21 protein-coding genes are annotated in these 24,067 nt (G+C 72.7%); 11 read left to right on the plus strand and 10 right to left on the minus strand.

Annotated features, from left to right (window positions below; genetic code table 11):
* Window positions 1–2: 2 nt before the first annotated feature.
* Together AC0QR5_RS02800 and AC0QR5_RS02805 are read right to left on the minus strand one after the other, a co-directional pair.
* On the minus strand, window positions 3–251 hold the full coding sequence (locus AC0QR5_RS02800; RefSeq protein WP_329860133.1) for a hypothetical protein: 249 nt from the start codon (window positions 249–251) through the stop codon (window positions 3–5).
* The gene (locus AC0QR5_RS02805) at window positions 248–778 is read right to left on the minus strand and encodes a DUF3099 domain-containing protein (RefSeq protein ID WP_329860134.1); all 531 of its coding nucleotides are present in this window, start codon (window positions 776–778) and stop codon (window positions 248–250) included. Before AC0QR5_RS02805 ends, AC0QR5_RS02800 begins: the two co-directional genes overlap by 4 nt.
* 141 nt (window positions 779–919) lie before the next feature.
* Between AC0QR5_RS02805 and fabG the strand changes: the two genes are divergently transcribed.
* Together fabG and AC0QR5_RS02815 are read left to right on the plus strand one after the other, a co-directional pair.
* On the plus strand, window positions 920–1,642 hold the full coding sequence (gene fabG / locus AC0QR5_RS02810; protein ID WP_329860135.1) for a beta-ketoacyl-ACP reductase: 723 nt from the start codon (window positions 920–922) through the stop codon (window positions 1,640–1,642).
* Window positions 1,643–1,776: 134 nt separating this feature from the next.
* Window positions 1,777–2,523 carry an SDR family oxidoreductase gene (locus AC0QR5_RS02815; protein ID WP_329860136.1) on the plus strand — a complete coding sequence of 249 codons (747 nt, stop codon included), beginning with the start codon at window positions 1,777–1,779 and terminating at the stop codon, window positions 2,521–2,523.
* Between the two features lie 121 nt (window positions 2,524–2,644).
* On the opposite strand, the gene AC0QR5_RS02820 is transcribed toward AC0QR5_RS02815, so the two are convergent.
* Both AC0QR5_RS02820 and serB read right to left on the minus strand, forming a co-directional pair.
* Window positions 2,645–4,336, minus strand: coding sequence for a VanW family protein (locus tag AC0QR5_RS02820; RefSeq protein ID WP_329860138.1), 1,692 nt, complete (start codon window positions 4,334–4,336; stop codon window positions 2,645–2,647).
* A gap of 139 nt (window positions 4,337–4,475) precedes the next feature.
* Entirely contained in the window at window positions 4,476–5,381 is a 906-nt protein-coding gene (serB, locus tag AC0QR5_RS02825) for a phosphoserine phosphatase SerB (protein WP_329860139.1), read from the minus strand.
* A gap of 113 nt (window positions 5,382–5,494) precedes the next feature.
* On the opposite strand from serB, the gene AC0QR5_RS02830 reads away from it, so the two are divergent.
* The 5 genes from AC0QR5_RS02830 (at window position 5,495) to AC0QR5_RS02850 (ending at window position 9,598) form a co-directional block, all read left to right on the plus strand.
* A complete protein-coding gene (locus AC0QR5_RS02830) occupies window positions 5,495–6,286 on the plus strand; it encodes an ABC transporter ATP-binding protein (RefSeq protein WP_329860141.1) in 792 nt (263 codons plus the stop codon).
* A gap of 9 nt (window positions 6,287–6,295) precedes the next feature.
* Window positions 6,296–7,093 (plus strand): sulfite exporter TauE/SafE family protein, encoded by a 798-nt coding sequence (locus AC0QR5_RS02835; RefSeq protein WP_329860155.1) that lies wholly within the window; start codon window positions 6,296–6,298, stop codon window positions 7,091–7,093.
* The gene (locus AC0QR5_RS02840) at window positions 7,090–7,899 is read left to right on the plus strand and encodes a TrmH family RNA methyltransferase (RefSeq protein WP_329860142.1); all 810 of its coding nucleotides are present in this window, start codon (window positions 7,090–7,092) and stop codon (window positions 7,897–7,899) included. The genes AC0QR5_RS02835 and AC0QR5_RS02840 overlap by 4 nt, the downstream gene beginning before the upstream one ends.
* 150 nt (window positions 7,900–8,049) lie before the next feature.
* Entirely contained in the window at window positions 8,050–8,304 is a 255-nt protein-coding gene (locus AC0QR5_RS02845; protein WP_329860144.1) for a type B 50S ribosomal protein L31, read from the plus strand.
* Window positions 8,305–8,407: 103 nt separating this feature from the next.
* Window positions 8,408–9,598, plus strand: coding sequence for a lipoate--protein ligase family protein (locus AC0QR5_RS02850; protein WP_329860145.1), 1,191 nt, complete (start codon window positions 8,408–8,410; stop codon window positions 9,596–9,598).
* Between the two features lie 74 nt (window positions 9,599–9,672).
* On the opposite strand, the gene pepN is transcribed toward AC0QR5_RS02850, so the two are convergent.
* Window positions 9,673–12,309: an aminopeptidase N gene (pepN, locus tag AC0QR5_RS02855; RefSeq protein ID WP_329860146.1), complete on the minus strand. Its 2,637-nt coding sequence runs from the start codon at window positions 12,307–12,309 to the stop codon at window positions 9,673–9,675.
* A gap of 33 nt (window positions 12,310–12,342) precedes the next feature.
* Complete coding sequence (locus AC0QR5_RS02860) at window positions 12,343–13,365, minus strand: YeiH family protein (protein ID WP_329860147.1); 1,023 nt, start codon at window positions 13,363–13,365, stop codon at window positions 12,343–12,345.
* 106 nt (window positions 13,366–13,471) lie between these two features.
* Between AC0QR5_RS02860 and AC0QR5_RS02865 the strand changes: the two genes are divergently transcribed.
* Genes AC0QR5_RS02865 through AC0QR5_RS02875 form a run of 3 tightly spaced genes read left to right on the plus strand, consistent with a single transcriptional unit; the run spans window position 13,472 to window position 16,858 of the window.
* Window positions 13,472–15,040: a circularly permuted type 2 ATP-grasp protein gene (locus AC0QR5_RS02865; protein WP_329860148.1), complete on the plus strand. Its 1,569-nt coding sequence runs from the start codon at window positions 13,472–13,474 to the stop codon at window positions 15,038–15,040.
* 43 nt (window positions 15,041–15,083) lie between these two features.
* Window positions 15,084–16,010, plus strand: a complete 927-nt coding sequence (locus AC0QR5_RS02870) for an alpha-E domain-containing protein (protein ID WP_329860149.1) — start codon at window positions 15,084–15,086, stop codon at window positions 16,008–16,010.
* Window positions 16,007–16,858, plus strand: a complete 852-nt coding sequence (locus AC0QR5_RS02875; protein WP_329860150.1) for a transglutaminase family protein — start codon at window positions 16,007–16,009, stop codon at window positions 16,856–16,858. The genes AC0QR5_RS02870 and AC0QR5_RS02875 overlap by 4 nt, the downstream gene beginning before the upstream one ends.
* A gap of 4 nt (window positions 16,859–16,862) precedes the next feature.
* On the opposite strand, the gene AC0QR5_RS02880 is transcribed toward AC0QR5_RS02875, so the two are convergent.
* Window positions 16,863–18,371, minus strand: coding sequence for an SDR family NAD(P)-dependent oxidoreductase (locus AC0QR5_RS02880; RefSeq protein WP_329860151.1), 1,509 nt, complete (start codon window positions 18,369–18,371; stop codon window positions 16,863–16,865).
* A gap of 106 nt (window positions 18,372–18,477) precedes the next feature.
* The gene (gene glgC / locus AC0QR5_RS02885) at window positions 18,478–19,752 is read right to left on the minus strand and encodes a glucose-1-phosphate adenylyltransferase (protein WP_329860152.1); all 1,275 of its coding nucleotides are present in this window, start codon (window positions 19,750–19,752) and stop codon (window positions 18,478–18,480) included.
* Between the two features lie 95 nt (window positions 19,753–19,847).
* Between glgC and glgA the strand changes: the two genes are divergently transcribed.
* A complete protein-coding gene (gene glgA, locus AC0QR5_RS02890) occupies window positions 19,848–21,044 on the plus strand; it encodes a glycogen synthase (protein ID WP_329860153.1) in 1,197 nt (398 codons plus the stop codon).
* Window positions 21,045–21,209: 165 nt separating this feature from the next.
* Here the strand turns inward: glgA and AC0QR5_RS02895 are convergent, their stop codons facing one another.
* Together AC0QR5_RS02895 and AC0QR5_RS02900 are read right to left on the minus strand one after the other, a co-directional pair.
* The gene (locus AC0QR5_RS02895) at window positions 21,210–23,297 is read right to left on the minus strand and encodes an acyl-CoA dehydrogenase family protein (RefSeq protein ID WP_430632727.1); all 2,088 of its coding nucleotides are present in this window, start codon (window positions 23,295–23,297) and stop codon (window positions 21,210–21,212) included.
* Window positions 23,294–24,037, minus strand: coding sequence for a TetR/AcrR family transcriptional regulator (locus AC0QR5_RS02900; RefSeq protein ID WP_329861514.1), 744 nt, complete (start codon window positions 24,035–24,037; stop codon window positions 23,294–23,296). Before AC0QR5_RS02900 ends, AC0QR5_RS02895 begins: the two co-directional genes overlap by 4 nt.
* Window positions 24,038–24,067 lie beyond the last annotated feature (30 nt).

Here is a 24,067-nt window from a genome sequence, read left to right on the forward strand (position 1 = left end):
GTTCAGGCCTCCCGGGGCGGGTCGTCGAGGTCGAAGGGCAGGGTCTGCTTCAGGAGGCCCCGCGTGGCGAGGTAGTCCTCGAGCCAGCCGCGGTGCCCCTCGCACGCGAGCCAGACCTTGCGCCGTTCGGGGGAGTGCAGCCGCGGGTTGTTCCAGAGCAGGCTCCAGGCCGCGTCGTCGCGGCAGCCCTTGCGCGAACAGCGCGGCACGGAGGGTCCCTCGGCTCCGGCGAGCTGGTCGAAGAGGCTCATGCGGCCCCGTCCGCCGGGCGCGCGCGGGGCGGGTCCTCGGCGAGCTCCCCTTCGAGGACGACGCCGGGGCCGTCGCCTTCCCCGGCCGCGCCGCCGCCGGGGGTGCCGGGGTCCCCGGATCCCGGACGGGGCGTCCCGTCCGCTCCGTCGTTTTCCGGCGTGGCACCCGGGGCGCCGCCGTGTGCTTGGCCGGGCCCCGGCGTCGTGCTCCCCGGCCCGAGGGCGGTCAGGGGAGCGGAGTCGAGCAGTACGGTGCTGGCCGGCTGACGCGAGCGGTCGGTGCCGCCGTTGGCGATCACGACGGCGAACCAGGGCAGGAAGATCGCGCCCGCGAGGAAGGCCCACTGCAGCCAGCCGTGGGTGAAGAAGGCCGCGATGAAGCAGGCCAGGCGGATGCCCATCGACACCGAGTACTTGACCATGCGCGCGTGCATCTCCTCCGAGTGCGACGCCGTCGCATCGGTGATGTTGTGTACGGGCGCACCCGCATCGGGGCGGCGGTGGCCGTGGTTCGCAGGCTGGGTCATGGATCTTCCGAATCGGGGGCTTCCATTGTCTCACTCCGGCGGCCGTCGGGGCCAAACGCGCGGCGCGCGGGCGGCGGCGGGCGGCGCGCCGGCGATAGGATGACCCGGAACCCGATCCAGCCCCACCCCACGGAGGAACACATGTCCAGCAGCACCCCAGCGCCGCGCAGCGTCCTGGTCACGGGAGGAAACCGCGGCATCGGCCTGGCCATCGCCCGGGCCTTCGAGGCCGCGGGGGACAAGGTCGCCATCACCTACCGCAGCGGCGAGGTCCCGGCCGGGCTCCTCGGCGTGAAGGCGGACGTGACGGATGCCGCGTCCATCGACGCCGCCTTCACCGAGGTCGAGGCCGAGCACGGTCCGGTCGAGGTGCTCGTCGCCAACGCCGGGGTCACGCGCGACACCCTCCTGCTGCGGATGAGCGAGGAGGACTTCACGTCCGTCGTCGACACCAACCTCACCGGCGCGTTCCGCGTCATCAAGCGCGCCTCCAAGGGCATGATCCGGCTGCGCAAGGGGCGCGTCGTGCTCATCTCCTCCGTCGTGGGGCTCTACGGCTCGCCCGGTCAGATCAACTACGCGGCCTCGAAGGCGGGCCTCGTGGGCATCGCCCGCTCTCTGACCCGCGAGCTCGGCTCGCGGGGGATCACCGCGAACGTCGTGGCCCCGGGCTTCATCAACACGGACATGACGGCGGCCCTGCCGGAGCAGACGCAGAAGGACTACCTCTCCTCGATCCCGGCCGGCCGCTTCGCCGAGGCCGAAGAGGTCGCGAACGTCGTGCGCTGGGTCGCGAGCGAGGAGGCGGCCTACATCTCCGGGGCCGTGATCCCGGTCGACGGCGGCCTCGGCATGGGGCACTGATTCCTTAGAGGATTCCTACAAGCGCGTCGCGGCGCGGTGCTGGCAAGATGGTGCAGAGCGCTTCGCCCGCCCCGGCGTCGTTGAAGCATTCCCACAAGACCGCGCCGCGCGCGCCCGATCCACCAGGAGGCCCCATGGCCCAGCTCACCGGAAAATCCGCGATCGTCACCGGTTCGTCCCGAGGCATCGGCGCTGTCGTCGCCGGCCTCCTCGCGGCCGAGGGCGCCGGCGTCGTCATCAACTACCGGCAGAAGGCCCCGCGCGCCAACAAGGTCGTCCAGGGGATCGTCGACGCGGGCGGCCGCGCCGTCGCCGTCGGCGCCGACCTGACGACGCCGGAAGGCGCGCGTGCGCTCGTCGAGACCGCGGTGGCCGAGTTCGGCGGGCTCGACGTCCTCGTGCTGAACGCCTCGGGCGGCATGGAGTCGGGCATGGGCGAGGACTACGCGCTGCGCCTGAACCGCGACGCCCAGGTCGCCCTGCTCGAGACGGCGGCGGAGGCCATGCCGGCCGGTTCCCGCGTCGTGTTCGTCACGAGCCACCAGGCGCACTTCATCGACTCGGTCCCCACGATGGACGCCTACGAGCCGGTGGCCCGCTCCAAGCGCGCCGGGGAGCTCGCCCTGCGGGAGCGCATTCCGGCGCTCGAGGCCAAGGGGATCTCGCTCGTCGTCGTCTCCGGCGACATGATCGAGGGCACCGTCACGGCGACCCTCCTGGACCGCGCCCAGCCCGGAGCCATCGAGGCGCGCCGCGAGGCGGCCGGGCGGCTCTACAGCGTCGAGGAGTTCGGCGCCGAGGTCGCCCGCATGGCGACGGCCGACGTCCCCACGGGCCACACCGAGTACGTCGGCGGCGCCGGGCACTTCCAGCAGGGCTGATCCCGGCCGGTGCGCGGCCCGCGACGGCCGGACGCGAGGCGCCGCACGCGAACGCCGGAGGGCGCCCACCCCGCACGGGGTGGGCGCCCTCCGGCGTTGCCGCCTCCAGCCGGGACGCCGGCTACGGCTTCTTGCCGCAGACCACCTTGTTCCACGGGCGGTAGGTCCACGTGAGCGTCTCCTTCGGCAGCGTCTTGGCCGCCGAGCTGCGCTCGCGCGTCACCGCGACGGTGAAGCCCTTCTGGCCCCCGGACTCGGGGACGCAGTTCTCGGCCTCGTTGTACGTCGTCGTGGGGTCGGTCAGGTTGTAGTGGTCCGAGGTCGTGGTGCGGACCGTCCACGTCTTGGTGCCCCAGAGGCGCGTGTAGACCCGGCTGTCGCCGACCCAGGCCTGGATCATGACCGCGTGGTCGGTGTTGTTGCGCCACTTCATGTCGATCATGCCCTCCCACAGCGTGGCCTCCCGGCCGGCGGGGTAGCGGTCGAACCAGCGGCTGTGCGGCTGGTGTTCGACGTCGTCCATTCCGGCGAGGAAGCCGACGTTGAACATCTGCGTGGAGATCTGGGACAGCCCGCCGCCGACGGCGGTCGACGAGAAGCCGTTCTCGACGACCCCGGATTCGAAGTAGCCGTTCGCTGTGGTGATGGGGCCCAGCGCCCGCTGGAGGGAGAAGGTCTCGCCCGGCATCACGACGACGCCGTTGAGCCTGCGGGCGCCCGCCACGAGGTTCTTGGTCCGCACCGAGTCGTAGGTGGGATAGGGGGTGGAGAACTCGGTGACGATCTCCTTGACCCCGAGCTTCTCGGCGGCGGCCGTGGTCAGCTCGGGCTGGGTCACCTTGAGCTCGACGGTGGCCGTGCGCTCCGCGGTGCCGGCGGCCTCGAGGACCTTCGCCGCGAGTCCGTCCGTGTCGATCCCGCGGCCGGGGACGGAGGGGACGACGGCGGGGCTGCCGCCGTCGAGGACGATCCTCGCGGCCTTGGCCGTCGAGGCCAGGGCGGGGTTGGCCTCGAGCACGGCCCCGGCGAGCGCGTCGTTGTCCAGCTCCAGGGTGATCGTGGTGCCGTCGACGCCGAAGGACGCGGCGTCGGCGAGGACTTCCGGCGCGAGCTCCGCCGTGAGGTCCCCGGCGGCCACGGTCACGGGCCCGGCGACGAGGGGCTCGGCGGCGTCCTGCAGCACGGTGGCGTAGCTCGCGGCCGGGACGAGCGGCTGCGTTTCCCCGGCCGGGAGCGCGAGCGGGGCGGCGGTGTCGAACCACGACCCGGAGACGGCTGCGACGGCGGCGTCGACGTCGACGCTGCTGCCCGGGACCGGTTCCACGACGACGGGCCGGGCCTCCTCGAAGGTGATCGAGCCCTCCTCGGGCTCGCGGTCGAGCTGGGCGGCGGCCGATTCGAGCGCGCTACGGAGGGCGTCCTCGTCGACCGTCAGCACCGGATCGACGGCTCCGCCGCCGGTCAGCCGGTGCCACAGCACCTGGGGGTCGAGGCTGAAGCCGGTCTGCCCGGCGAGCGTGGCGGGGATGTCGAGGCCGAGTCCGGCCCGTGCGGGCTCGAGCGTGGTGGAGCCGCCGCCCGCGGTGAGTTCGAGGGGGCGTTCCGCGGCGGGGCGCAGCTCCTCTTCGAGGCGGGCCGCGGCGTCGTCGGAGGAGAGTCCGCCGATCTGGATCCCGTGCACCTCGGTGCCCGCCGGCACCTGGCCGCCGAGCAGCGCCGCGGCCCCGGCGTAGCCGCCGGCCAGCACGACGACGGCCACCCCCGAGCCGATGAGCCAGCCCGTGCGGCGGCGCCGTTTCGGATCCTGTGCCACGAAGTTCTCCCCGATTCCCGTAGTCCCGCCCCCGCGGGGCACGGCGGCCGTGCGGCCGCCCCATCAAGAGTAGCGCCGCGCGGGCGGTGGAACGCGCACGCGGGACGCCCGGCGCCCGGGTGTTATGCGATCGTCATGACTAAAGCGCGGCGAAGTGCCGTACTGCGTCCAGCCGGGGGAAGTCGATGGCCGCCGGGGCCTCGGCGCGGAGCGCGGGCTTGGCGTTGTAGGCGACGCCGAGGCCGGCGGCCCGGACCATGTCGAGGTCGTTGGCGCCGTCGCCCACCGCGATCGTGTGCTCCAGGGGGATGCCGAGCCGGGTCGCCCAGCGGCGCAGGTGGGCCTCCTTCGCGGCCCGGTCGACGACGTCGCCCTCGACGGTTCCGGTGAGCCGGCCGCCCTCGATCCCGAGGTGGTTCGCGGCGGCGAAGTCGAGCCCGAGCCGGGAGGCGAGCGGCTCGAGGACCTGGATGAACCCGCCAGAGACGACCCCGACGGCGTGGCCGGCCGCGTGGAAGGCCGCGACGAGCTCCTCGGCGCCGGGGGAGAGCGTGACGGCGGCGCGGACCTGCCCGATCACCGACTCGTCCAGCCCCGCCAGGACGGCGACCCGGGCATGCAGGCTCTGGGCGAAGTCCAGCTCGCCGCGCATCGCGGCCTCGGTGACCGCGGCGACCTCCGCCTCCTTGCCGGCGTGTGCGGCGAGCATCTCGATGACCTCTTGCTCGATGAGCGTCGAATCGACGTCCATCACGAGCAGGAGCCGCGGCGCCGCCGCGAGCGCCGCCGGGACGACGGACAGGGACTCGCCCGCCGGCAGGAGCGCCCGGCCCGCGGCGGCTGCCGCGTGGACCGCCGTCGACGGGGTGCGCGGGGCCGGGACGAGCCGCCAGCCGGCCCCCGCCCCGCCGTCGAGCGCCTCGTGGTGCGTGATCGGGGCCCCGGCGTCCTCGAGGGCGCCCAGCAGGGCCGCGTCGGGCGAGCCCGCGCCGGCGTCGGCGTCGTTCCCGGGGCGGAGGTGGATCAGCGTCAAGGCGTTGTGCATGGCCCGATTCTCCCCGGACCGGGGTCCGGGCCGCGAATCATGACGGATTCTTCCCGCGCCGCCACGGCGTATCGTTTGGGCCGATCGGCGGGAACTGGCCTAGTGTCTTGTCCATGACTGAAGTGCTGGGCCTGGCCGACGTTTCCGTGGTGCGCGGACGCAAGAACCTCCTCGACGGCGTGGACTGGCAGGTCCGCGAGGGCGAGCGCTGGGTGGTCCTCGGGCCGAACGGCGCGGGCAAGACGACCCTGCTGCAGATCGCGGGAGCGCGCATGCACCCCACGCGCGGCCTCGCCGGCGTGCTGGGGGAGGTCCTCGGCGCCGTCGACGTGTTCGAGCTGCGTCCCCGCATCGGCCTGTCCTCCGCGGCCCTCGCCGCGCAGATCCCCGAGCAGGAGACGGTCCTGGACGTCGTCGTCACCGCGTCCTACGGCTTCACGGGGCGCTGGCGCGAGGCCTACGAGCAGATGGACGAGCGGCGCGCGTTCCGGCTCCTGCACGAGTGGGGCATGTCCACGATGATCAACCGCCGCTTCGGCTCCCTGAGCGAGGGCGAGCGCAAGCGCGTCCAGATCGCCCGGGCCCTCATGACCGATCCCGAGCTCCTGCTCCTGGATGAGCCCGGCGCCGGGCTCGACCTCGCCGGGCGCGAGGACCTCGTCGCGCGGCTCGGCGAGCTCGCGCGGGACCCGGAGGCGCCGGCGATGGTCCTGGTCACCCACCACCTCGAGGAGGTCCCGCCGGGCTTCACACACGCACTGCTGCTGCGCGACGGCGGAGTCGTCGCGGCCGGCGCCCTGGAGGAGACGCTGACGGAGGAGTACCTCTCCGCGGCGTTCGGCCTCCCGCTGACGGTGACGGAGAACGCGGGCCGGTACACGGCCGTCGCGCGCCGCGACGCCTAGCCCGGCGTGCTGGAGTTCTGGCGCGAAGCGCTCATCCTCTTCTCCGGCCTGTGGGCCGGAACGATCAACACGATCGTCGGTTCCGGTTCGCTCGTGACCTTCCCCGTGCTCGTGGCCCTCGGCTACGCGCCGGTCAGCGCGGTCATCTCCAACGCCATGGGGCTCGTGGCCGGCGGCTTCTCCGGGGCGTGGGGGTACCGCCGCGAGGCCGCGAGCGTCCCGAAGACCCTGCTGAAGCTGCTGCCCGTCTCGCTCCTGGGCGGGCTCGCGGGCGCCTACCTGCTCCTCCACCTGCCGGAGACGGTGTTCGGCTACGTGGCCCCCGTGCTGATCGTCGTGGCGGTCCTGCTCGTCGCGTTCCAGCCGCGCCTGTCGGCGTGGGCCAGGAAGCGGCAGGAGGTCGGGCACGTCCCGCCGGATCAGGCCGACGCCCAGAAGCTCCCCCCGGTCCTGTACGTCCTGGTGTTCCTCATCGGCGTCTACGGCGGCTACTTCACCGCGGCCCAGGGGATCCTGCTCATGGGCGTCCTCGGCGTGCTCTTCCACGGCACGCTCCAGCAGTCCAACGCGATCAAGGTCATCCTGAGCCTCGTCGTGAACCTCGTCGCCGCGTGCTCGTACCTGATCTTCGCGTTCGACCGCATCCACTGGCCCGTCGTCGCGCTCATCGCCGGCGGTTCGCTCATCGGCGGCTTCCTGGGCGCGCGGATCGGGCGGCGGCTCTCGCCCGGCGTCCTGCGCGCCGTCATCATCGCCCTCGGCCTCGTGGCGCTCGCGAACATGCTCATGAGACTCGTGGCGCCGTGACCCTCATCCACCTCGAGGACGCCGCCGATCCGCGCGTCGCTGACTACGTCGCCCTGAGCGACGCGGCCCTGCGCCAGCGCACGGACCCCGAGCGCGGGCTCTACATCGCCGAGAGCTCCAAGGTCCTGCGCCGCGCCCTCGCCGCGGGCCACCGGCCGCGCTCCTTCTTCCTGGCCCCGAAGTGGCTCGACGGGCTCGCGGACGTCCTCGCCGGGCACCCGGACGTGCCAGCGTTCGTGGGCGCCCCGGGCCTGCTCGAGCAGATCACCGGCTTCCACCTGCACCGCGGGGCCCTCGCGGCCATGCACCGGCCCGGGCCCCGGGAACCGGCGGAGCTGCTGGAGGGGGCGAACCGGGTCGCGATCCTGGAGGACATCGTCGACCACACGAACCTCGGCGCGATCTTCCGCTCGGCGGCCGCCCTCGGCATCGACGCGGTCCTCGTGAGCCCGCGCTGCGCGGATCCGCTCTACCGGCGCTCCATCCGGGTCTCCATGGGGGCGGTCTTCCAGGTGCCGTGGGCGCGTCTCGGGAGCTGGGACGAGACGGTCGGGCTGCTGCGCCGGGCCGGGTTCTCCCTGGCCGCGCTCGAGCTGACGGGGGAATCGGAGGCGGTCGACGCCGTCGCCGCCGAGAACCCCGAGCGGCTGGCCCTGCTGCTGGGCACGGAAGGGGCCGGAGTCTCGGCGCAGGCCCTCGACGCGGCCGATCGGACCGTGATGATTCCGATGCGAGCCGGCGTCGATTCGCTCAACGTCGCCGCTGCCTCCGCGGTGGCCTTCTGGGAGCTACGCCACCGCGCATGAGCGCACCTGAGGGTTCGCACGAGTGGTGCGGCCCGCCGGCTTGGGGCAGCGGGCGGCCTGCGTTATAGTGGAAAGTCGGTTCCGTGCCTCACGGAACATGATCCCGAATGGCCGCTGGCAAAATCCAGGGGCTCGAACAAAGGTTTATTCATGAAGGCAAACACCCACCCGCAGTACGCCCAGATCGTGTTCAACGACCTGGCCTCCGGCGAGAAGTTCCTGACCCGCTCCACCGCGACGAGCAACAAGACCATCGAGTGGGAGGACGGCAACACCTACCCGGTCATCGACGTCGAGATCTCCGCCGCGTCGCACCCCTTCTACACGGGCAAGCAGCGCATCATGGACTCCGCCGGCCGCGTGGAGCGCTTCAACGCGCGCTTCAAGAACTTCGGCAAGAAGTAGCCTTCACGACGCGCCGCCGGCGCGCCGACGCAAGGGGCCCCGACGGGGCCCCTTCCGCGTTTAAGGACCGCTCCCGACGGCCGGCGTCCCTAGAATGGATCCCATGCCCCAGGACCACCACAGCACCGTCCCGAGCCCTTCCCCGCACGACGCCGGAGCCCGGCCCGGGCACGACGCAGGCCCGGGTGCCGGCCCGGCCGACGGCGCCGCCGCGGCTGATGTCCTGCACCGCGGAGCGTACAAGGTGCCCGGTGGCAAGCTCGTCGCCGTCGAGCTGCGCACCGGGCCCACCGACGGCGCCGGCCCCGCCATCATCACCGAGGCGAGCGTCAACGGCGACTTCTTCCTCGAACCCGACGAGGCCCTCGAGGACCTCAACGCCGCGCTGTGCGGCCTTCCTGCCGACGCGCCCCACGCCGAGCTGCGCGACGCCGTGGCCCGGGGGCTGCGGCCCGGAGCGGTGATGACGGGCTTCGACGCCGCGGCCGTCGCCACGGCAGCCCGGCGCGCCCTCGGCCACGCCACGACGTGGGAGGACCACGCGTGGGAAGTCATCGCCCCGGAACCGCTGCCCATCGCCGTCAACGTCGCGCTCGACGAGGTCCTCACGCGGGAGGTCGCCGCCGGGACGCGGAACCCGACCCTGCGCCTGTGGGACTGGACCGAGAAGGCCGTGGTCATCGGGAGCTTCCAGTCCCTGCGCAACGAGGTGGACGCCGAGGCCGCGGAGCGCCATGGGGTGACCGTCGTGCGGCGCATCAGCGGGGGCGGCGCCATGTTCATGGAGGCCGGCAACTGCATCACCTACTCGCTCTACCTGCCCGCCTCGCTCGTCGACGGGATGTCCTTCGCCGATTCCTACGCCTTCCTGGACGCGTGGGTCATGGAGGCCCTGGCCGGGCTCGGCGTGCGGGCCTTCTACAAGCCGCTCAACGACATTGCCACCGACGACGGGAAGATCGGCGGCGCAGCGCAGAAGCGACTGGCCGGGGGCGGGCTGCTGCACCACGTGACCATGAGCTACGACATCGACGCGGACAAGATGACCGAGGTCCTGCGGATCGGCCGGGAGAAGCTCTCCGACAAGGGGATCGCGAGCGCCAAGAAGCGCGTCGACCCGCTCAAGCGCCACACCGGGCGGAGCCGCGGGGAGATCATCGAGGCGATGATGCAGACCTTCACCCGGCGCTACGGTGCGTCCCGGGGCGGCCTGGATGCCGCAACGCTCCACCGGGCCCGGGAGCTCGCGGAGGAGAAGTTCCTCGATCCGGGCTGGACCTCGCGCGTTCCCTGACCGGGCCGCCATGCTAGGGCCCGTGCCGCCGCACGCCGCGGCGGCACCCGCGTCTTCGGTGACGGGCTGCCGGGCTAGACGACGACGGACTGCGCGCGCAGGCTGCGCGCCAACTGGTCACGCTGCTCGAGGATGATCCGGCGCAGGGCGCGCGGCGCGTCGTCGTTCGAGCGCAGCCAGGCATCCGCCGCGGCCAGGACGGGGTGGTCCGTCGGGCCCTCCTCGCCGAGGTCCTGGGCGCCGGGAAACAGCCCCTGGACCACGCGCGTCGCCTGCCCGATGCTCATGCGCTCCCAGAGGCCCCGCAACGCGGGCCAGTACTCGGCGTAGAACGGATCGAGCAGCGCGTGCCCGCCGACCATGAACCCGGCCACGACGGCGCTCAGGCGGTCGTTGGACAGCTCCCGGCCCGCCGCGTCCCGGCCGCTCAGCGCGGCGTCCCACGCCGCGCGCTTGACGTTGGCCTCGCGCCGCGAGGCCAACGCAAGCGCGTGCCCGACGGACGCCGCGGCCGAGGGGCGCAGCACGAGCTCCGCCTCGAGGCGCTCGGCGTCGACGAGTCCCCGCGCCGCCGCGGCCTGCAGGAGGGCCCAGCGCAACTCCTCGTCGACGACGAGGCCGTCCACGGGATGCGCCTCGCCGAGGAGCGCCTCGACGAAGTCGTCGAGGCCGCCGTCGCGCGCCAACGAGACGAGGGAGCGCGCGAAGGCGAGCTGCAGGTCGGAACCCGGCGCCGCGCTGTCCAGATGCCCCCGCAGCGCCGCGGCCAGGAGCCGGTGCTCCTCACGGCGGACGGCGGGCGGGCAATAGAGCCTCACGGCCGTCCCGGCCTGGGACAGGAGCGTCGCGAGGACGCCGACGTCGCCCACGGAACCCGCCATGCGCCGCACGGCGTCCAGGAACCGCGGGGCCTCGAGGGCCGCGTCCCGCACCATGTTCCACAGGGAGGCCCAGGCGGTCGCGCGGGCGAGCGGTTCGCGCAGGGTGTCGAGGTGCCCGAGGAGGACCTCGAGGGACCCGTCGTCGAAGCGGACCTTGGCATAGCTCAGGTCGGCGTCGTTCGGCAGCAGCAGCGCGGGGCGCGGGCGGCCGGCCAGCCCGGACAGCTCCACCGAGGCGCCGGCGATCTCCGCCTCGAGGCTTCCCGTGCGTTCGAGGGCCCCGTCGCGGAGCTCGAACGAGCCCACCCGCAGCACGTGGGGCCGCAGGACCTCCGCCCCCGTGGCGGGGTCGAGCCCCTCCTGGACGAGCCGCGCGGAGGTGACGGCCCCGGCGTCGTCCTCGTCCAGCTCGATCCCGAGCACGGGCACTCCCGCCGTCTGCAGCCAGGCACGGGACCAGGTGCCCATGTCCCGGCCCGAGGCCTCGGCGAGGACGTCGAGGAAGTCCTGCAGGGACGTGTTGCCGTAGGCGTGGCGGCGGAAGTAGGCGCGCGTCGCCTCCTCGAACGCGTCGCGCCCGACGAACGCGGCGAGCTGCTTGAGGACCGAGGCGCCCTTCGCGTAGGTGATCCCGTCGAAGTTCTGGCGGGCCGCCTCGAGGTCGCCGATGTCGGCGACGATCGGGTGGGTCGTGGGCAGCTGGTCCTGCACGTACGCCCAGGCCTTGCGCCGGTTGGCGAACGTCGTCCACGCCGTCTCGAAGTCCGTCGCCTCGTCGACGGCGAGCGTGCCCATGTAGTCGGCGAACGATTCCTTGAGCCAGAGGTCGTCCCACCAGCGCATCGTCACGAGGTCGCCGAACCACATGTGCGCCATCTCGTGCATGATCGTGTTCGCGCGGGCCTCGTACTGGGCCTCGGTGGCGCGGGACGTGAAGACGTAGTGTTCCGTGAACGTCACGAGGCCGGGGTTCTCCATGGCGCCGAGGTTGTACTCCGGGACGAACGCCTGGTCGTACTTGCCCCACGGGTACGGGTAGTCGAAGAGCCGGTGGAAGAAGTCGAGCCCGCGCTTGGTCACGTCGAAGACCGCCTCCGCGTCGAAGTGCGGGGCGAGCGAGGCGCGGCAGGACGCGCCGAGCGGGATCGTCAGGGAGGTGCCGTCGGGCATCGTCCCCTCCCAGCTGTCCGTCACGTAGTGGTACGGGCCGGCGAGGATGGTCGTGATGTAGGTCGACATCCGCTCCGTCGGGGCGAAGGTCCACGTCGCCGTCCCGTCGCCGTGGTCCTCGACCGTGTCGGCAGAGCGGTTCGAGGCCACGTGCCAGCCGCGCGGGGCGCGGACGGAGAAGGTGAAGGAGGCCTTGAGGTCCGGCTGCTCGAAGTCGGCGAAGACCCGGCGGGCGTCGGCGGGCTCGTACTGCGTGTAGAGGTAGACCGCCCCGTCCGCCGGGTCCGTGAAGCGGTGCAGCCCCTCGCCGCTGCTGCTGTAGAGCGCGGTGCCGTGGACGGTGGCCGTGTTGTGCTCCCGCAGTCCGGCCAGGGTGATCCGGGACGGGCCCGCGCACCGGGCGGGGTCGAGGGCCTCGCCGTTGAGCTCGACCGCGTCGACGCCGCCGTGGATGAAGTCCAGGAAGGTCGCGGCCCCGGGCTCGGCGCAGTCGAACTCGACCGTGGTGCGCGAGGGATATCCCGTGGCGCCGGGGTCCTCGGCTCCGGAGAGGTCGAGGAAGACCTCGTAGGAGCGCGTCGTCAGGATCCGCGAGCGTTCCGCGGCCTCCCCACGCGAGAGGTTGCGGCCGGTGTCCATGAGGGTGCTGTTCGGTTCCACGGTCCCATTCAATCATGAAATAAGTGTTTTAGATCACGTCGAGGCGATGATCCAGGCCGCCCCCAGGCCCGCCGCGGCGACCGCGGCCCACGCTACCAGCGCCACGCCGAGGGCCCGCCGGGCCTGGCCCAGGAGCTCGCGCGGCCGGATGGCGAAGCCCAGCCCCACGAGGGCCGCGCCCAGCAGGAGCTCCTGCGCCACGTGGGCCCCGTCCAGGACGGGTGCCGGCACCCAGCCGGTGGAGCGGAGCAGGCATGCGGCCGCGAAGCCGGCCACGAACCAGGGCACGAGCGGCGGACACCGGGAGGCCCCGGCGTCGTTCCCGGAACGGGCCAGCCAGCCGCCGGCGATCGCGACCGGGGCGAGCGCCAGGACCCGGACGAGCTTGACCACGACGGCGGCGGCGAGGGCCGCGGACCCCGCGGACTGCGCCGTAGCGACGACCTGCCCGACATCGTGGACCGAGGCTCCGACCCAGTGGCCGAACGCCACCGGGCCGAGGCCCAGCAGGAGGTTGGCCGCCGGCAGGGCGGCGATCGCGAGCGTCCCGCACAACGTCACGAGCGCCACGGGGAGCCCCGCGTCGCGCGAGGTGCCACGCGCCTGGGCGAGCGCGCCGACCGCGCTCGCGCCGCAAATGGAGAACCCCGCCGCCAGGAGGACCGGCTGGTCGCCCGGCAGCCCCGCGGCCCGGGCCGCCGCCCACGTGGCCGCGAAGGCGACGGCCACGACGCCGGCCACCGCGGCCAGGCCAGCCCAGCCGAGCGCCACGACGTCGGACAGCGCGAGCTGCAGGCCCAGCAGGACGATCCCGGCGCGCATGAGGTGCATCGCCGCGACGTCGAGCCCGGCGTCCAGCGACGCGCGGAAACGCACGGCGGCCCGGGGCAGCGGGACGGAGCCGAGGGCCAGGCCGAGGACGACGCACCACGTCAGCGCCGGGATGCCCGGCAGGATTCGGGCGGCGGCGAAGGCGAGGCCGACGGCGGCAGCGGCCGCGGCGAGGCCCGGCGCCAACGCCACGGCGCGGCGGCGCGGAGCCGGCACAGGGTACATGGGGATCCTTTCGGGCGGCTGTAACGCTACCCGCTTTCGACGCCGCGGCACGACACCGGCGCTTCGGGGATGCCAAGTCGGCCCCGGACGTGGTTATCTAGCTCTCATGTCCGATCTATTTGCCGACTATGCCGCAGCGCAGGACCGGTCCACGGCCTTCGACGAGATGTTCGAGCGCGACCACGCCGTCCGTGAGGCCTACCGCCAGGTGTCCGCGGCCCTCGGGGAACTGACCCCGGCGGACGTCGCGGCGCGCGCCGACTCGATGGCGCGCACGTTCCTGGACAAGGGCGTGACCTTCGACTTCGCGGGGGAGGAGCGGCCGTTCCCGCTGGACATCGTGCCCCGCGTCCTCTCCGGCGAGGAATGGCACGTCCTCGAGGTCGGCGTGGCCCAGCGCGTCAAGGCCCTCGAGGCGTTCCTCGACGACGTCTACGACAAGATGCACGTCGTCGCCGACGGCGTCGTCCCGCGCAAGCTCATCACCTCCAGCGCCCACTTCCACCGCCAGGTCCACGGCTTCAAGCCCGCCGGAGGGGTGCGCGTGCACATCTCCGGAATCGACCTCGTCCGCGACGAGGCCGGCACATTCCGCGTCCTCGAGGACAACGTGCGCGTGCCCTCGGGCGTCTCCTACGTCATGGAGAACCGGCGGGCCATGGCCAAGGGCCTGCCCGAGGCCTTCGGCCAGCAGAACATCCGGGGCGTCGACGAGTATCCGCGCCGGCTCCTCGCGGCGCTGCGCAAGACGGCGCCGGGCGGCGTCGAGGACCCCAACGTCGTCGTGCTGACCCCCGGCGTGTTCAACAGCGCCTACTTCGAGCACACGCTCCTCGCCGGCCTCATGGGCGTCGAGCTCGTCGAGGGGCGCGACCTGGTCTGCCGCGGCAACCGCGTCTACATGCGCACGACCGAGGGCGAACAGCGCGTGGACGTGATCTACAAGCGCATCGACGACGAGTTCTTCGACCCGCAGCAGTTCCGGGCCGACTCCGTGCTCGGCTGCCCCGGGATCATCAACGCCGCACGGGCCGGCAACGTCACGATCGCCAACGCGATCGGCAACGGCGTGGCCGATGACAAGCTCATCTACAGCTACGTCCCGGACCTGATCCGCTACTACCTGCACGAGGACCCCGTCATCCCCAACGTGGACACCTACCGGCTCGAGGAGCCCGCGGCCCGCGAGGAGGTCCTGGACCGGCTCGCGGAGCTCGTGGTCAAGCCCGTCGACGGATCCGGCGGCAAGGGCCTCGTGATCGGGCCGGATGCGAGCCGCGCCGAGCTCGACGCCCTGCGCGCCCGCGTCCTGAAGGACCCGCGCGGCTGGATCGCACAGCCGGTCCTGCAGCTCTCGACGGTGCCCACGATGGCCGGCGACCGCTTCAGCCCGCGCCACGTGGACCTGCGCCCCTTCGCCGTCAACGACGGCGACGACGTCTGGGTCCTGCCCGGCGGCCTGACCCGCGTGGCCCTGAAGGAGGGATCGCTCATCGTGAACTCCTCCCAGGGCGGCGGATCCAAGGACACGTGGGTCGTCGACGGCACGGCGGGACCCGCGGCGGCGCCGGATTCCGGCTCCGGGTCCTCCCGCGCGGCCAGGAACGTGTGGCCCATCGAGGTCGGCACGCGGGATGCCGACCCCGACGGCCAGGCCGAGCAGCAGCAGCAGTGAACCCCACGGACACGACCCCCGACCCGCTGAAGGAGGAGACGACATGCTGAGCCGCATCGCCGAATCGCTGTTCTGGATCGGCCGCTACATCGAGCGGGCCGACGGGACCGCCCGCATCCTCGACGTCCACCTGGAACGACTCAACCAGCTCCCCCTCGCCGAGCAGCGCGTGGCCTCGCGGGAGCTCATGGCCGTCATGGGTGCGCGCACCGACGACGAGGACTTCGGCCTCGCCGAGCTGCTGCACCACATGGCCTACGACCGGGCCGACGCCGCCTCGATCGCCGGCGCCCTCGGGGCGGCCCGCGAGAACGCCCGGCGCGCCCGCGAGACCGTCTCCTCCTCCCTCTGGGAGGCGCTGAACACGACGTGGAACGGGTTGAGCCAGCACCGCAAGGACGTCGTCGGGACCTTCCGCTTCTGCCACTGGGTCCTCGAGCGCACGGCCATGGTCCGCGGCTCCGCGGACACGACCATGAGCAAGGACGAGTCGTGGAACTTCCTCGAGCTCGGCCGGGCCCTCGAAAAGGCGGACATGACGGCGAGGATGCTCTCGACGGCGGACACGCAGGCCTCCGGGCTGTCCTGGGTGAACATGCTGCGCTGCGCGGGCGCCTACGAGTCGTTCCTGCGCACGCAGCGCTCGGCCTTCGGCGAGAAGCACGCCGCCGAGTTCCTCCTGCTCGACCGGCTCTTCCCCCGCTCGATCGTCTACTCGCTCTCGGAGGCCGAGGCCTGCCTGCGGCGCCTGGACCCGTCCCTGCGCCGCGTCGGCTTCGACTCCGACGCCCGGCGGATCGTCGGCCAGGCCCGGTCCTTCCTCGAGTTCCATCCCTCGGACGACCTCCTGCAGGAACTGCCCGAGCACATGGAACGCGTCCAGAAGGCCTGCGCGCAGGCCTCCGACGCCGTCACCCGCAAGTACTTCTCGCGCGCGGCCGACACCGCGTGGGTTGGAGAAATCTCATGAGCCGACTGAAGATCCACCACACGACCCGCTACGACTACGAGGGGCGCGTCGGGCTCTCCTACAACGAGGCCCGGATGTCTCCGCTCACCGATGCGCAGCAAGTGGTCCTGGAGAGCACCGTCCAGGTGCTGCCCGGTGCCGGAGCCGTGCAGCAGTACCGGGACTACTGGGGCACGCGGGTCACCGCGTTCGACGTCGGCACGCCCCACGACTACCTGCAGGTCGACGCCGAGGCGACCGTCGAGGTGCACCGCTCCGAGCGTCCGGCGGGCGCCGAGCACCTGGCCGGCTGGGAGGTCCTGGGGGACGAGGCCGCCATGGGGGAGTTCTCCGACTGGCTTCCGCAGTCGGCGCTGAGCGAGCCCGGCCCCGACGTCGTCGCGGCCGTCGCCCACCTGGCCGGCGCCGCGACGCCCCACGAGGCCGCGCTCGGCGTGCTGGCGTGGCTGCAGGAGAACGTCGAGTACGTTCCCGGCGTCACGGGCGTGCACTTCAAGGCCGAGGATGTCTGGGCGGAGCGTCGGGGCGTGTGCCAGGACCTGGCGCACCTTGGGATCGGCGCCCTGCGTTCGCTCGGCATCCCCGCGCGCTACGTCTCCGGCTACATCCACCCGCGGCCGCAAGCGGCGATCGGGGAGACCGTGGCCGGGCAGTCGCACGCCTGGGTCGAGTGGTGGGACGGCGAGTGGAGGTCGTGGGATTCGACCAACCACAAGCCGGCCAGCGACCTGCACGTCTCGGTCGCGCGCGGGCGGGACTACCGCGACGTGAGCCCGCTCAAGGGCATCCAGGCCGGTGGCCGCGGCGTCACGCTCGACGTCAGCGTCAAGGTCACGCGCCTGGCCTGAGCGCCTACCAGGCCGAGGGCCGGTAGTCCTTGATGAAGCAGCCGTAGAGGTCCGTGCCGCGCTCGCCCTCCACGATGGGGTGGTAGACGCGGGCGGCGCCGTCGACGAGGTCGAGCGGCGCGTGCCAGCCCTCGGCCGCGTGCCGCACCTTGTCCGCATGCGGGCGCTCGTCCGTGATCCACCCGGTGTCGACGGCGGTCATGAGGATGCCGTCGGTCTCGAGCATCTCCTCGGCGGACGTCCTGGTGAGCATGTTCAGGGCGGCCTTGGCCATGTTCGTATGGGGGTGGCCCGCGCCCTTGTAGCGGCGCGAGAACTGGCCCTCCATGGCGGAGACGTTCACGATGTACTTCCGCCGTGCGGGCGAGGCCGCCAGGGCGGGGCGGAGGCGGCCGGCCAGGAGGAACGGGGCCGTGACGTTGCAGAGCTGGACCTCGAGGAGTTCGAGGGCGTCGACGGATCCCAGGACCTGCGTCCAGCTGTTCTCCGAGACGAGGTCCGGGACGAGCCCTCCGGCGTCGATCGCGGTGCCCTCGGCGATCCGGGCGAGCGAGGCCGAGCCGGCGGTCATCGCGAGCTCGGCAAGGCGCGCGGGTTCCACCGTCGACGGCGCCAGGAGCGCGCCGGCCTCGAGGTCGAACGCCGCGGCGAGGGCCTGCGGGTGCGCCTCGGGCGGGTGTCCCGCGCCCCAGACCTCGGGGCCGCCGCCGGCCGGGGTGAGCTCCCGCGGCAGCGGCGCCTCCTCGGCCTCGATGAGGTGGCGGTACGAGTTCGACGTGCGGCGCACCGTCTGGGCCGCGTTGTTGATCAGGATGTCGAGGTGCCCCTCGCCGAGGAGCCGGTCGGTGAGCGCGACGACCTGCGAGGGATCGCGCAGGTCGATCCCGACGATCCTCAGGCGGTGCAGCCACTCGGCGCTGTCCGGCAGGGCGGCGAAGCGGCGGGCCGCGTCCCGCGGGAAGCGCGTCGTGATGGTCGTGTGGGCGCCGTCGCGCAACAGGCGCAGGGCGATGTGCATGCCGATCTTGGCGCGTCCGCCCGTGAGCAGGGCGCGGCGGCCGGAGAGGTCCGTGCCGGCGGTGCGCCAGTGGCGGCCGTCGGCCGCGCACCTCGGGCACAGGAGGTGGTGGAAGGCGTCGACGGTCGTGAAGGGCTGCTTGCAGACGTAGCACTTGCGCGGCTGGCGGTACTCGCCCGCCGTCGCCCCGGGAGCCGTCGAGGTCAGCGGCAGGCCCTCCGTCTCGTCGTCGAGGCGGTCGGCCGCGCCCGTGGCCGTGAGCTCCATCAGGCGGCGGTCGGCCTCGAGCTCCTCCTGGCGGGCCAGCGTGCGCCGGTGCCGCTTGACCTCCTTGAACATCTTGCCCGTGGCGCGGCGCACGGCGACGAAGCGCTCGTCGTCGTCGGGCAGCGTGTGCACGGCCGCGAGGACGCGCAGGCAGGCCGCGAGGTCCTCGGGGGAGAAGGGCTGGTCGTCGGATTCCGCGGCGGAACGGGGCGTGCTTGCATCACTCATGTCGGGGACACCCTATCGCCCGGGGGCCGCGATCGCGGCATCGTGGAGGCCCGGGCGGGGGGCCGGGGCGTTTCCGGGCCCGGCCCCCTCCGCCCCGGCGGCCCGCTCAGTCCCGCGCGGCGACGCGCCCCGGCTGCGGCACGACGAGCTGTCCCTTGCTCAGCACCGTCAGCCCGGACGGGGTCACGGTGAAGCCGCGGGCGCGGTCGGCCTCGGGGTCCACGCCGATCTCGACCCCGTCGGGGACGACGACGTTCTTGTCGATGATCGCGTGGTGGATCCTCGCGCCGGCCCCGACCTTCACGTTGTCCAGCAGGACGGAGCGCGAGACGTGGGCCCCCTGGGAGACCTCGACGTCGGTTCCCAGGACGGAATTCTCGACGAGCGCGCCGGAGACGAGGACGCCCGCCGCGAGGATCGAGTCGTGGGCCTGGCCGGGCGTTCCGTCGGCCCCGCGCACCATCTTGGCGGGAGGGGAGACGGTCGGCCGGGTGAAGATCGGCCACTGCCGGTTGTAGAGGTTGAATTCCGGGATCGGGGCGATGAGGTCCATGTGGGCCTCGAAGTAGGAATCCAGCGTGCCCACGTCGCGCCAGTAGCGGCTGCCGTCGCTGGCCTCCCCGGGGACGGGGTTGAGCGTGAAGTCGTACACGGCGCAATCACGCCGTTCGACGAAGGAGGGGATGATGTCCCCGCCCATGTCGTGGGCCGTGTCGTCGCGGAGGGCGTCCTGCTCGAGGGCCTCGACGAGGGCGTCGGCGTTGAAGATGTAGTTGCCCATCGAGGCCAGGAAGCTCTCCGGGTCGTCGGCGAGCCCGGCCGTGGTCTCGGGCTTCTCCACGAAGCCGGAGATGAGCTGCGGCGCGTCGGGGTCGACCTCGATGACGCCGAACTGGTTCGCGAGCGAAAGCGGCTGGCGGACGGCGGCGACGGAGGCCGAGACGCCGGCGGCGATATGGGCCTCGAGCATCTCGGAGAAGTCCATCCGGTACACGTGGTCCGCCCCGACCACGACGACGTAGTCCGGGTTGGCGTCCGTGATCAGGTTCTTGGACTGCAGGATCGCATTGGCCGAGCCGAGGAACCACTCCTTGCCGAGGCGCTGCTGGGCCGGCACGCTGGCGACGTAGTTGTTCAGCTGTCCGGAAAGCCGCCAGGTCTCGGAGATGTGGCGGTCCAGACTGTGGGACTTGTACTGCGTGAGGACGACGACCTGGTAGTAGCCGGAGTTGACGACGTTGGACAGGGCGAAGTCGATCAGGCGATAGCCGCCGCCGAACGGGACGGCCGGTTTGGCGCGGTCCGCCGTCAGCGGCATGAGCCGCTTTCCCTCGCCGCCGGCAAGCACGATGGCGAGGACCTTCTTCGTGGGCATGGGCACTCCCTCGTTTCCTAGGGCCGGCGTGGCCTGCCGACCTCGACGATCACCACAATGTCACACTATGTGACCGGGCTCGCACCGACTACGTTGTGAGTGTGCGAGTAGACATTGTTACCAAGGAATTCCCGCCCACGATCTACGGCGGGGCCGGCGTCCACGTCGCGGAGCTCGGGCGCGTGCTGGCCCCGCGGCTCGAGCTGCGCATCCGTGCCTTCGGCGATCCGCGGCCCGAGGACTACCACGGCGCGCTCGTCTCCAGCTACGGCGTCCCGCCCGGCCTCGGCTCGGCGAACGCCGCGCTCCAGACGCTGGGCACCGATCTGGAGATCGTGCAGGACCTGGCCGGCGCCGAGCTCGTGCATTCCCACACCTGGTATGCCAACATGGCCGGCCATTGGGGATCGCTCCTGCACGGCATCCCGCACGTCGTTTCGGCGCACTCGCTCGAGCCGCTGCGCCCGTGGAAGGCGGAGCAGCTCGGTGGAGGGTACGCGCTGAGCTCGTGGGCGGAGTCGACCGCCTACCATGCCGCCGCCGCGGTCATCGCCGTCTCGGCGGGCATGCGGGCCGACATCCTACGCGCCTATCCGGGAATCGACCCGGACCGCGTCCACGTGGTCCACAACGGGATCGACGTCGACGCGTGGTCCGACGCCCCCGGTACGGACACGCTCGAGGGTCTCGGCATCGATCCGGACCGCCCCACGGTCGCCTTCGTCGGCCGCATCACGCGGCAGAAGGGCGTTCCGTACCTCTTGCGGGCCGCGGCCCAGTTGCCGCCCGAGGTCCAGCTGGTGCTGTGCGCGGGCGCCGCGGACACGCCGGAGCTGGCCGCGGAGGTCGCCGGGCTCGTGGAGGGGCTGAAGTCCTCGCGCGACGGCGTCGTCGTCATCGAGCGCATGCTCCCGCGGCGCGAGCTCAGCCAGGTGCTCGCCCAGGCCACCGTCTTCGCGTGCCCGTCGATCTACGAGCCGCTGGGCATCGTGAACCTCGAGGCGATGGCCTGTGGAACGGCCGTCGTCGCGAGCGCCACGGGCGGGATCCCGGAGGTCGTCGCGGACGGCGAGACCGGGTACCTCGTGCCCCTCGAACAAGTCCAGGACGGCACCGGCACGCCCCTGGATCCGGAGGGCTTCGTCCGGGACTTCGCCGCGGCCCTCGTCCGGGCCCTCGGGGATCCGGAGCGGGCCCGGGCCATGGGAGCCGCGGGCCGCCGCCGCGCCGCCGGGCACTTCTCCTGGGACGCCATCGCGGACAAGACCATCGAGGTCTACCGCTCGGCCCTCGCCTGACGGGACGCCGGGAGGACGACGCCGGACGCGCACCGGGGCGGTCGCGACCGGTTCCGCCCCGCCGCGGTGCGGTGACGGACGTCGCGGGGCCGTAGGACGGACGACGCCGGGCCGGCGCCCCACGTGGGGCGCCGGCCCGGCGTCAGTGGTGCCGAGGCGCGTGCGTCAGCGGGAGGCCGTGGAGACGCTCCGCGGGGCGTCCTTCTCGGCGGCCTTGCGCCGTGCGGCGAGGACCTTCTCGTCGACGGGGGCGTCGGCCGAGGCGCGGCGCAGGCGCTGGTACTCCATGGCCTCCTCCTGGCGTTCCGCCTCGATCCCCGTGGCGATCTCGGCCCGGAGGTGCTCCGGCGCGTAGCCGAACGCGTCGACGAGGTCCTGTGCGTGCGGACGCAGGCGGTTGAGGAGCCGGTTGAGGTACGGGCCGAGGGTCCGGGCGCGCTGGCCGGACAGACGGCCGTGCATGAGGTACCAGGCGAGGTCCTTCTCGATCAGGCCGAGCCCGAACAGGTCGCGGACCCAGGTGAGCACGGCGCGGGTGCCGGGGTCCTCCACGCGGGCGAGGCCCCGGGTGAAGGCCTCCCACTGGAGCAGCTCGGCGTGGGCCCGGGCGGCCTCGATGAGCTCGTTCTGGTGTTCGTTGAAGAGGGCGGCGGCGCGGTCCTGGGGCAGCTTCGCGGCACCTCGCAGGACGTCGGCGACCTCGGCGACCATCGAGCGCACGCGGTCCGTGAGCAGCTCCCGCTGGGTCTGCGGGTCCTTGAGGAAGTTGGCCGAGCGCTTCTCCGAGCCGGTGTCGGCCCAGGTCTGCGCGAGCTGCCGCAGACCCGTGCGGTGCAGGGCGGCGTTGCCCGCCTGGCGGACGACGTAGCGGGCGAGGACCCCCGCGTCGAGGTTGCGGAACTCCTCCGCGTAGTCGGAGAGCAGCCGCTTGGCCACGAGCTGGAGCAGGACGTTGTTGTCGCCCTCGAACGTCACGTAGATGTCGAGGTCGGCACGCAGGGCGGTGAAGCGGTTCTTGGCGATGAAGCCGGCCCCGCCGCAGGCCTCGCGGCATTCCTGGAGGATGTCCAGGGCGTTCCACGTCGAGAGGGGCTTGAGGGCGGCAGCGAGGGTCTCGAGGTCCTGCCGGTCCTCGTCCGTGTCGTGCGCTCCGGAGAAGACGTCGTCGAACTTCTCGAGCAGTTCCTCGTGGGCGAAGCCCATGGCGTAGGTCGTCGCGACGCGCGTGAGGAGGCGGCGCTGGTGGCGCTGGTAGTCGAGCAGCACCTCCTCGGTGGTGTCGGAGGAGGCGTTGAACTGGCGGCGCTGGTTGCCGTAGCCCACGGCGATCTGCAGGGCCGTCTTGCTCGCCGCGGCCGCCGCGCCGTCGAGGGACACGCGGCCCTGGACGAGGGTGCCGAGCATCGTGAAGAAGCGGCGCCCCGGGCTGGCGATGGGGGAGCTGTAGCTGCCGTCGGCGGCGACATCGCCGTAGCGGTTGAGCAGGTTGGTGCGCGGGACGCGGACGTTGGTGAAGTGCAGCCGGCCGTTGTCGATGCCGTTGAGTCCGCCCTTGAGGCCGTCGTCCTCGCCGCCCACACCGGGCAGGAAGTCGGCTCCGTCGCGGATGGGGACGTAGAAGGCGTGCACGCCGTGGTTGACGCCGCGCGTGACGAGCTGGGCGAAGACGACGGCGGCCTGGCCGTGGATGCCGGCGTTCCCGAGGTACTCCTTCCAGGCGGCGCGGAACGGCGTGTGGAGGACGAACTCCTCCGTCTCCGGTTCGTAGGTGGCCGTGGTCGCGATGCTGGCCACGTCCGATCCGTGCCCGATCTCGGTCATGGCGAAGGCGCCGGGGATCTCCAGGGAGAGGATGCCCGGGAGCCACTTCTCATGGTGCTCCTCGGTGCCCAGGTGCAGGACGGCCCCGGCGAAGAGGCCCCACTGGACGCCGGCCTTGATCTGGAGTGACGGATCGGCCGTGACGAGCTCCTCGAAGGCCGCGATGCTTCCACCGTGGTCGTCGCCGCCCCCGACGCCGCGGGGGAACGCGCGGGAGATCGCGTTCTCCTGGACGAGGAGCCGGAGCTGGTCGAAGACGCGGTCGCGGTGCTCGTCCATGGACTGGCCGTCGATGCGCTGGAACTCCGGGCGGGCCGCGAGGGCGCGAGAGGTCCGGCGGACGTCGGCCCACTTGCCGAGGAGCTGGGCGCCCAGCGCGTCGACGTCGACGCGGGGATCGGGAACGGGGGAGGTGGGGGTTTCCTGGGTCACTGCGTGGCCTTTCGTTCGGGTCGGTGTGCCGAGCTGGAGCGTTCGGCGGAGTCGGTGTCGGCGGGGCCCGCGGCGCCCTCGGCCGCGATGCCGTGGACGAGCCAGCGCAGCAGCGCCGCCGTGAGCTCGTCGCGCGTGGGCCGTGAGCGGTCTGCCGGCATCCGCAGCCAGGCCTCTCCGGTGGTGCGGACCATGCCGAGCGCGGCGCGCGGCCAGAACTCGAGGTCCGTGTCGGGGGCGCCGTGCCCGGGGTGGCCCGCGAGATAGCCGCGCATGTGCCCGGCCATCATCGAGGTGAGCTCGGCGAGGAAGTGGTCGAGGGGATCCGCGGTGCCGCCCGGGGACTCGCGGTCGGTGGAGGTGACGAAGAAGTACACGTTGGGGGACGTCTCCGCCATCGACAGGTAGGCGCCGACCATCGAGCCGAGCCCCTCGGCCTGCGAGGAGGCGTCCTGCATGGCGGACATGATGCGTTCGCGCATCGTCCCCACGACGATCTCGCCCATGGCGCGGCGCAGGCCGTCCTTGTCGCCGAAGTAGCGGTAGAAGACCGACTTGCTGGTGCCGGCCGCCGTGGCGAGGTCCTCCATCGAGGCCGCCGGGCCGAGCCGGTGGACGGCCTTGCGGGCGGCCTTGACGAGCGCGAGCTTGCGGGACTGGCGGTGGGCGTCCCAGCGGGCGGAGCGGCCGTCGCCGGGGGCGGCCGGGTGCCCGGCAAGGGGCGTGGCGGGGATGTTCACGATACCCAGCGTATCAGGTACGCTAGGTAT

The sequence above is a fragment of the Arthrobacter sp. J156 genome (genome assembly GCF_056172865.1).

Excerpts from the sequence above, each read along its gene's own strand:
- AC0QR5_RS02800 (WP_329860133.1), bottom strand. The coding sequence starts at position 251 with ATGAGCCTCTTCGACCAGCTCGCCGGAGCCGAGGGACCCTCCGTGCCG.
- AC0QR5_RS02805 (WP_329860134.1), bottom strand. The coding sequence starts at position 778 with ATGACCCAGCCTGCGAACCACGGCCACCGCCGCCCCGATGCGGGTGCG.
- fabG (WP_329860135.1), top strand. The coding sequence starts at position 920 with ATGTCCAGCAGCACCCCAGCGCCGCGCAGCGTCCTGGTCACGGGAGGA.
- AC0QR5_RS02815 (WP_329860136.1), top strand. The coding sequence starts at position 1,777 with ATGGCCCAGCTCACCGGAAAATCCGCGATCGTCACCGGTTCGTCCCGA.
- serB (WP_329860139.1), bottom strand. The coding sequence starts at position 5,381 with ATGCACAACGCCTTGACGCTGATCCACCTCCGCCCCGGGAACGACGCC.
- AC0QR5_RS02830 (WP_329860141.1), top strand. The coding sequence starts at position 5,495 with ATGACTGAAGTGCTGGGCCTGGCCGACGTTTCCGTGGTGCGCGGACGC.
- AC0QR5_RS02845 (WP_329860144.1), top strand. The coding sequence starts at position 8,050 with ATGAAGGCAAACACCCACCCGCAGTACGCCCAGATCGTGTTCAACGAC.
- AC0QR5_RS02850 (WP_329860145.1), top strand. The coding sequence starts at position 8,408 with ATGCCCCAGGACCACCACAGCACCGTCCCGAGCCCTTCCCCGCACGAC.
- AC0QR5_RS02860 (WP_329860147.1), bottom strand. The coding sequence starts at position 13,365 with ATGTACCCTGTGCCGGCTCCGCGCCGCCGCGCCGTGGCGTTGGCGCCG.
- AC0QR5_RS02865 (WP_329860148.1), top strand. The coding sequence starts at position 13,472 with ATGTCCGATCTATTTGCCGACTATGCCGCAGCGCAGGACCGGTCCACG.
- AC0QR5_RS02870 (WP_329860149.1), top strand. The coding sequence starts at position 15,084 with ATGCTGAGCCGCATCGCCGAATCGCTGTTCTGGATCGGCCGCTACATC.
- AC0QR5_RS02875 (WP_329860150.1), top strand. The coding sequence starts at position 16,007 with ATGAGCCGACTGAAGATCCACCACACGACCCGCTACGACTACGAGGGG.
- AC0QR5_RS02880 (WP_329860151.1), bottom strand. The coding sequence starts at position 18,371 with ATGAGTGATGCAAGCACGCCCCGTTCCGCCGCGGAATCCGACGACCAG.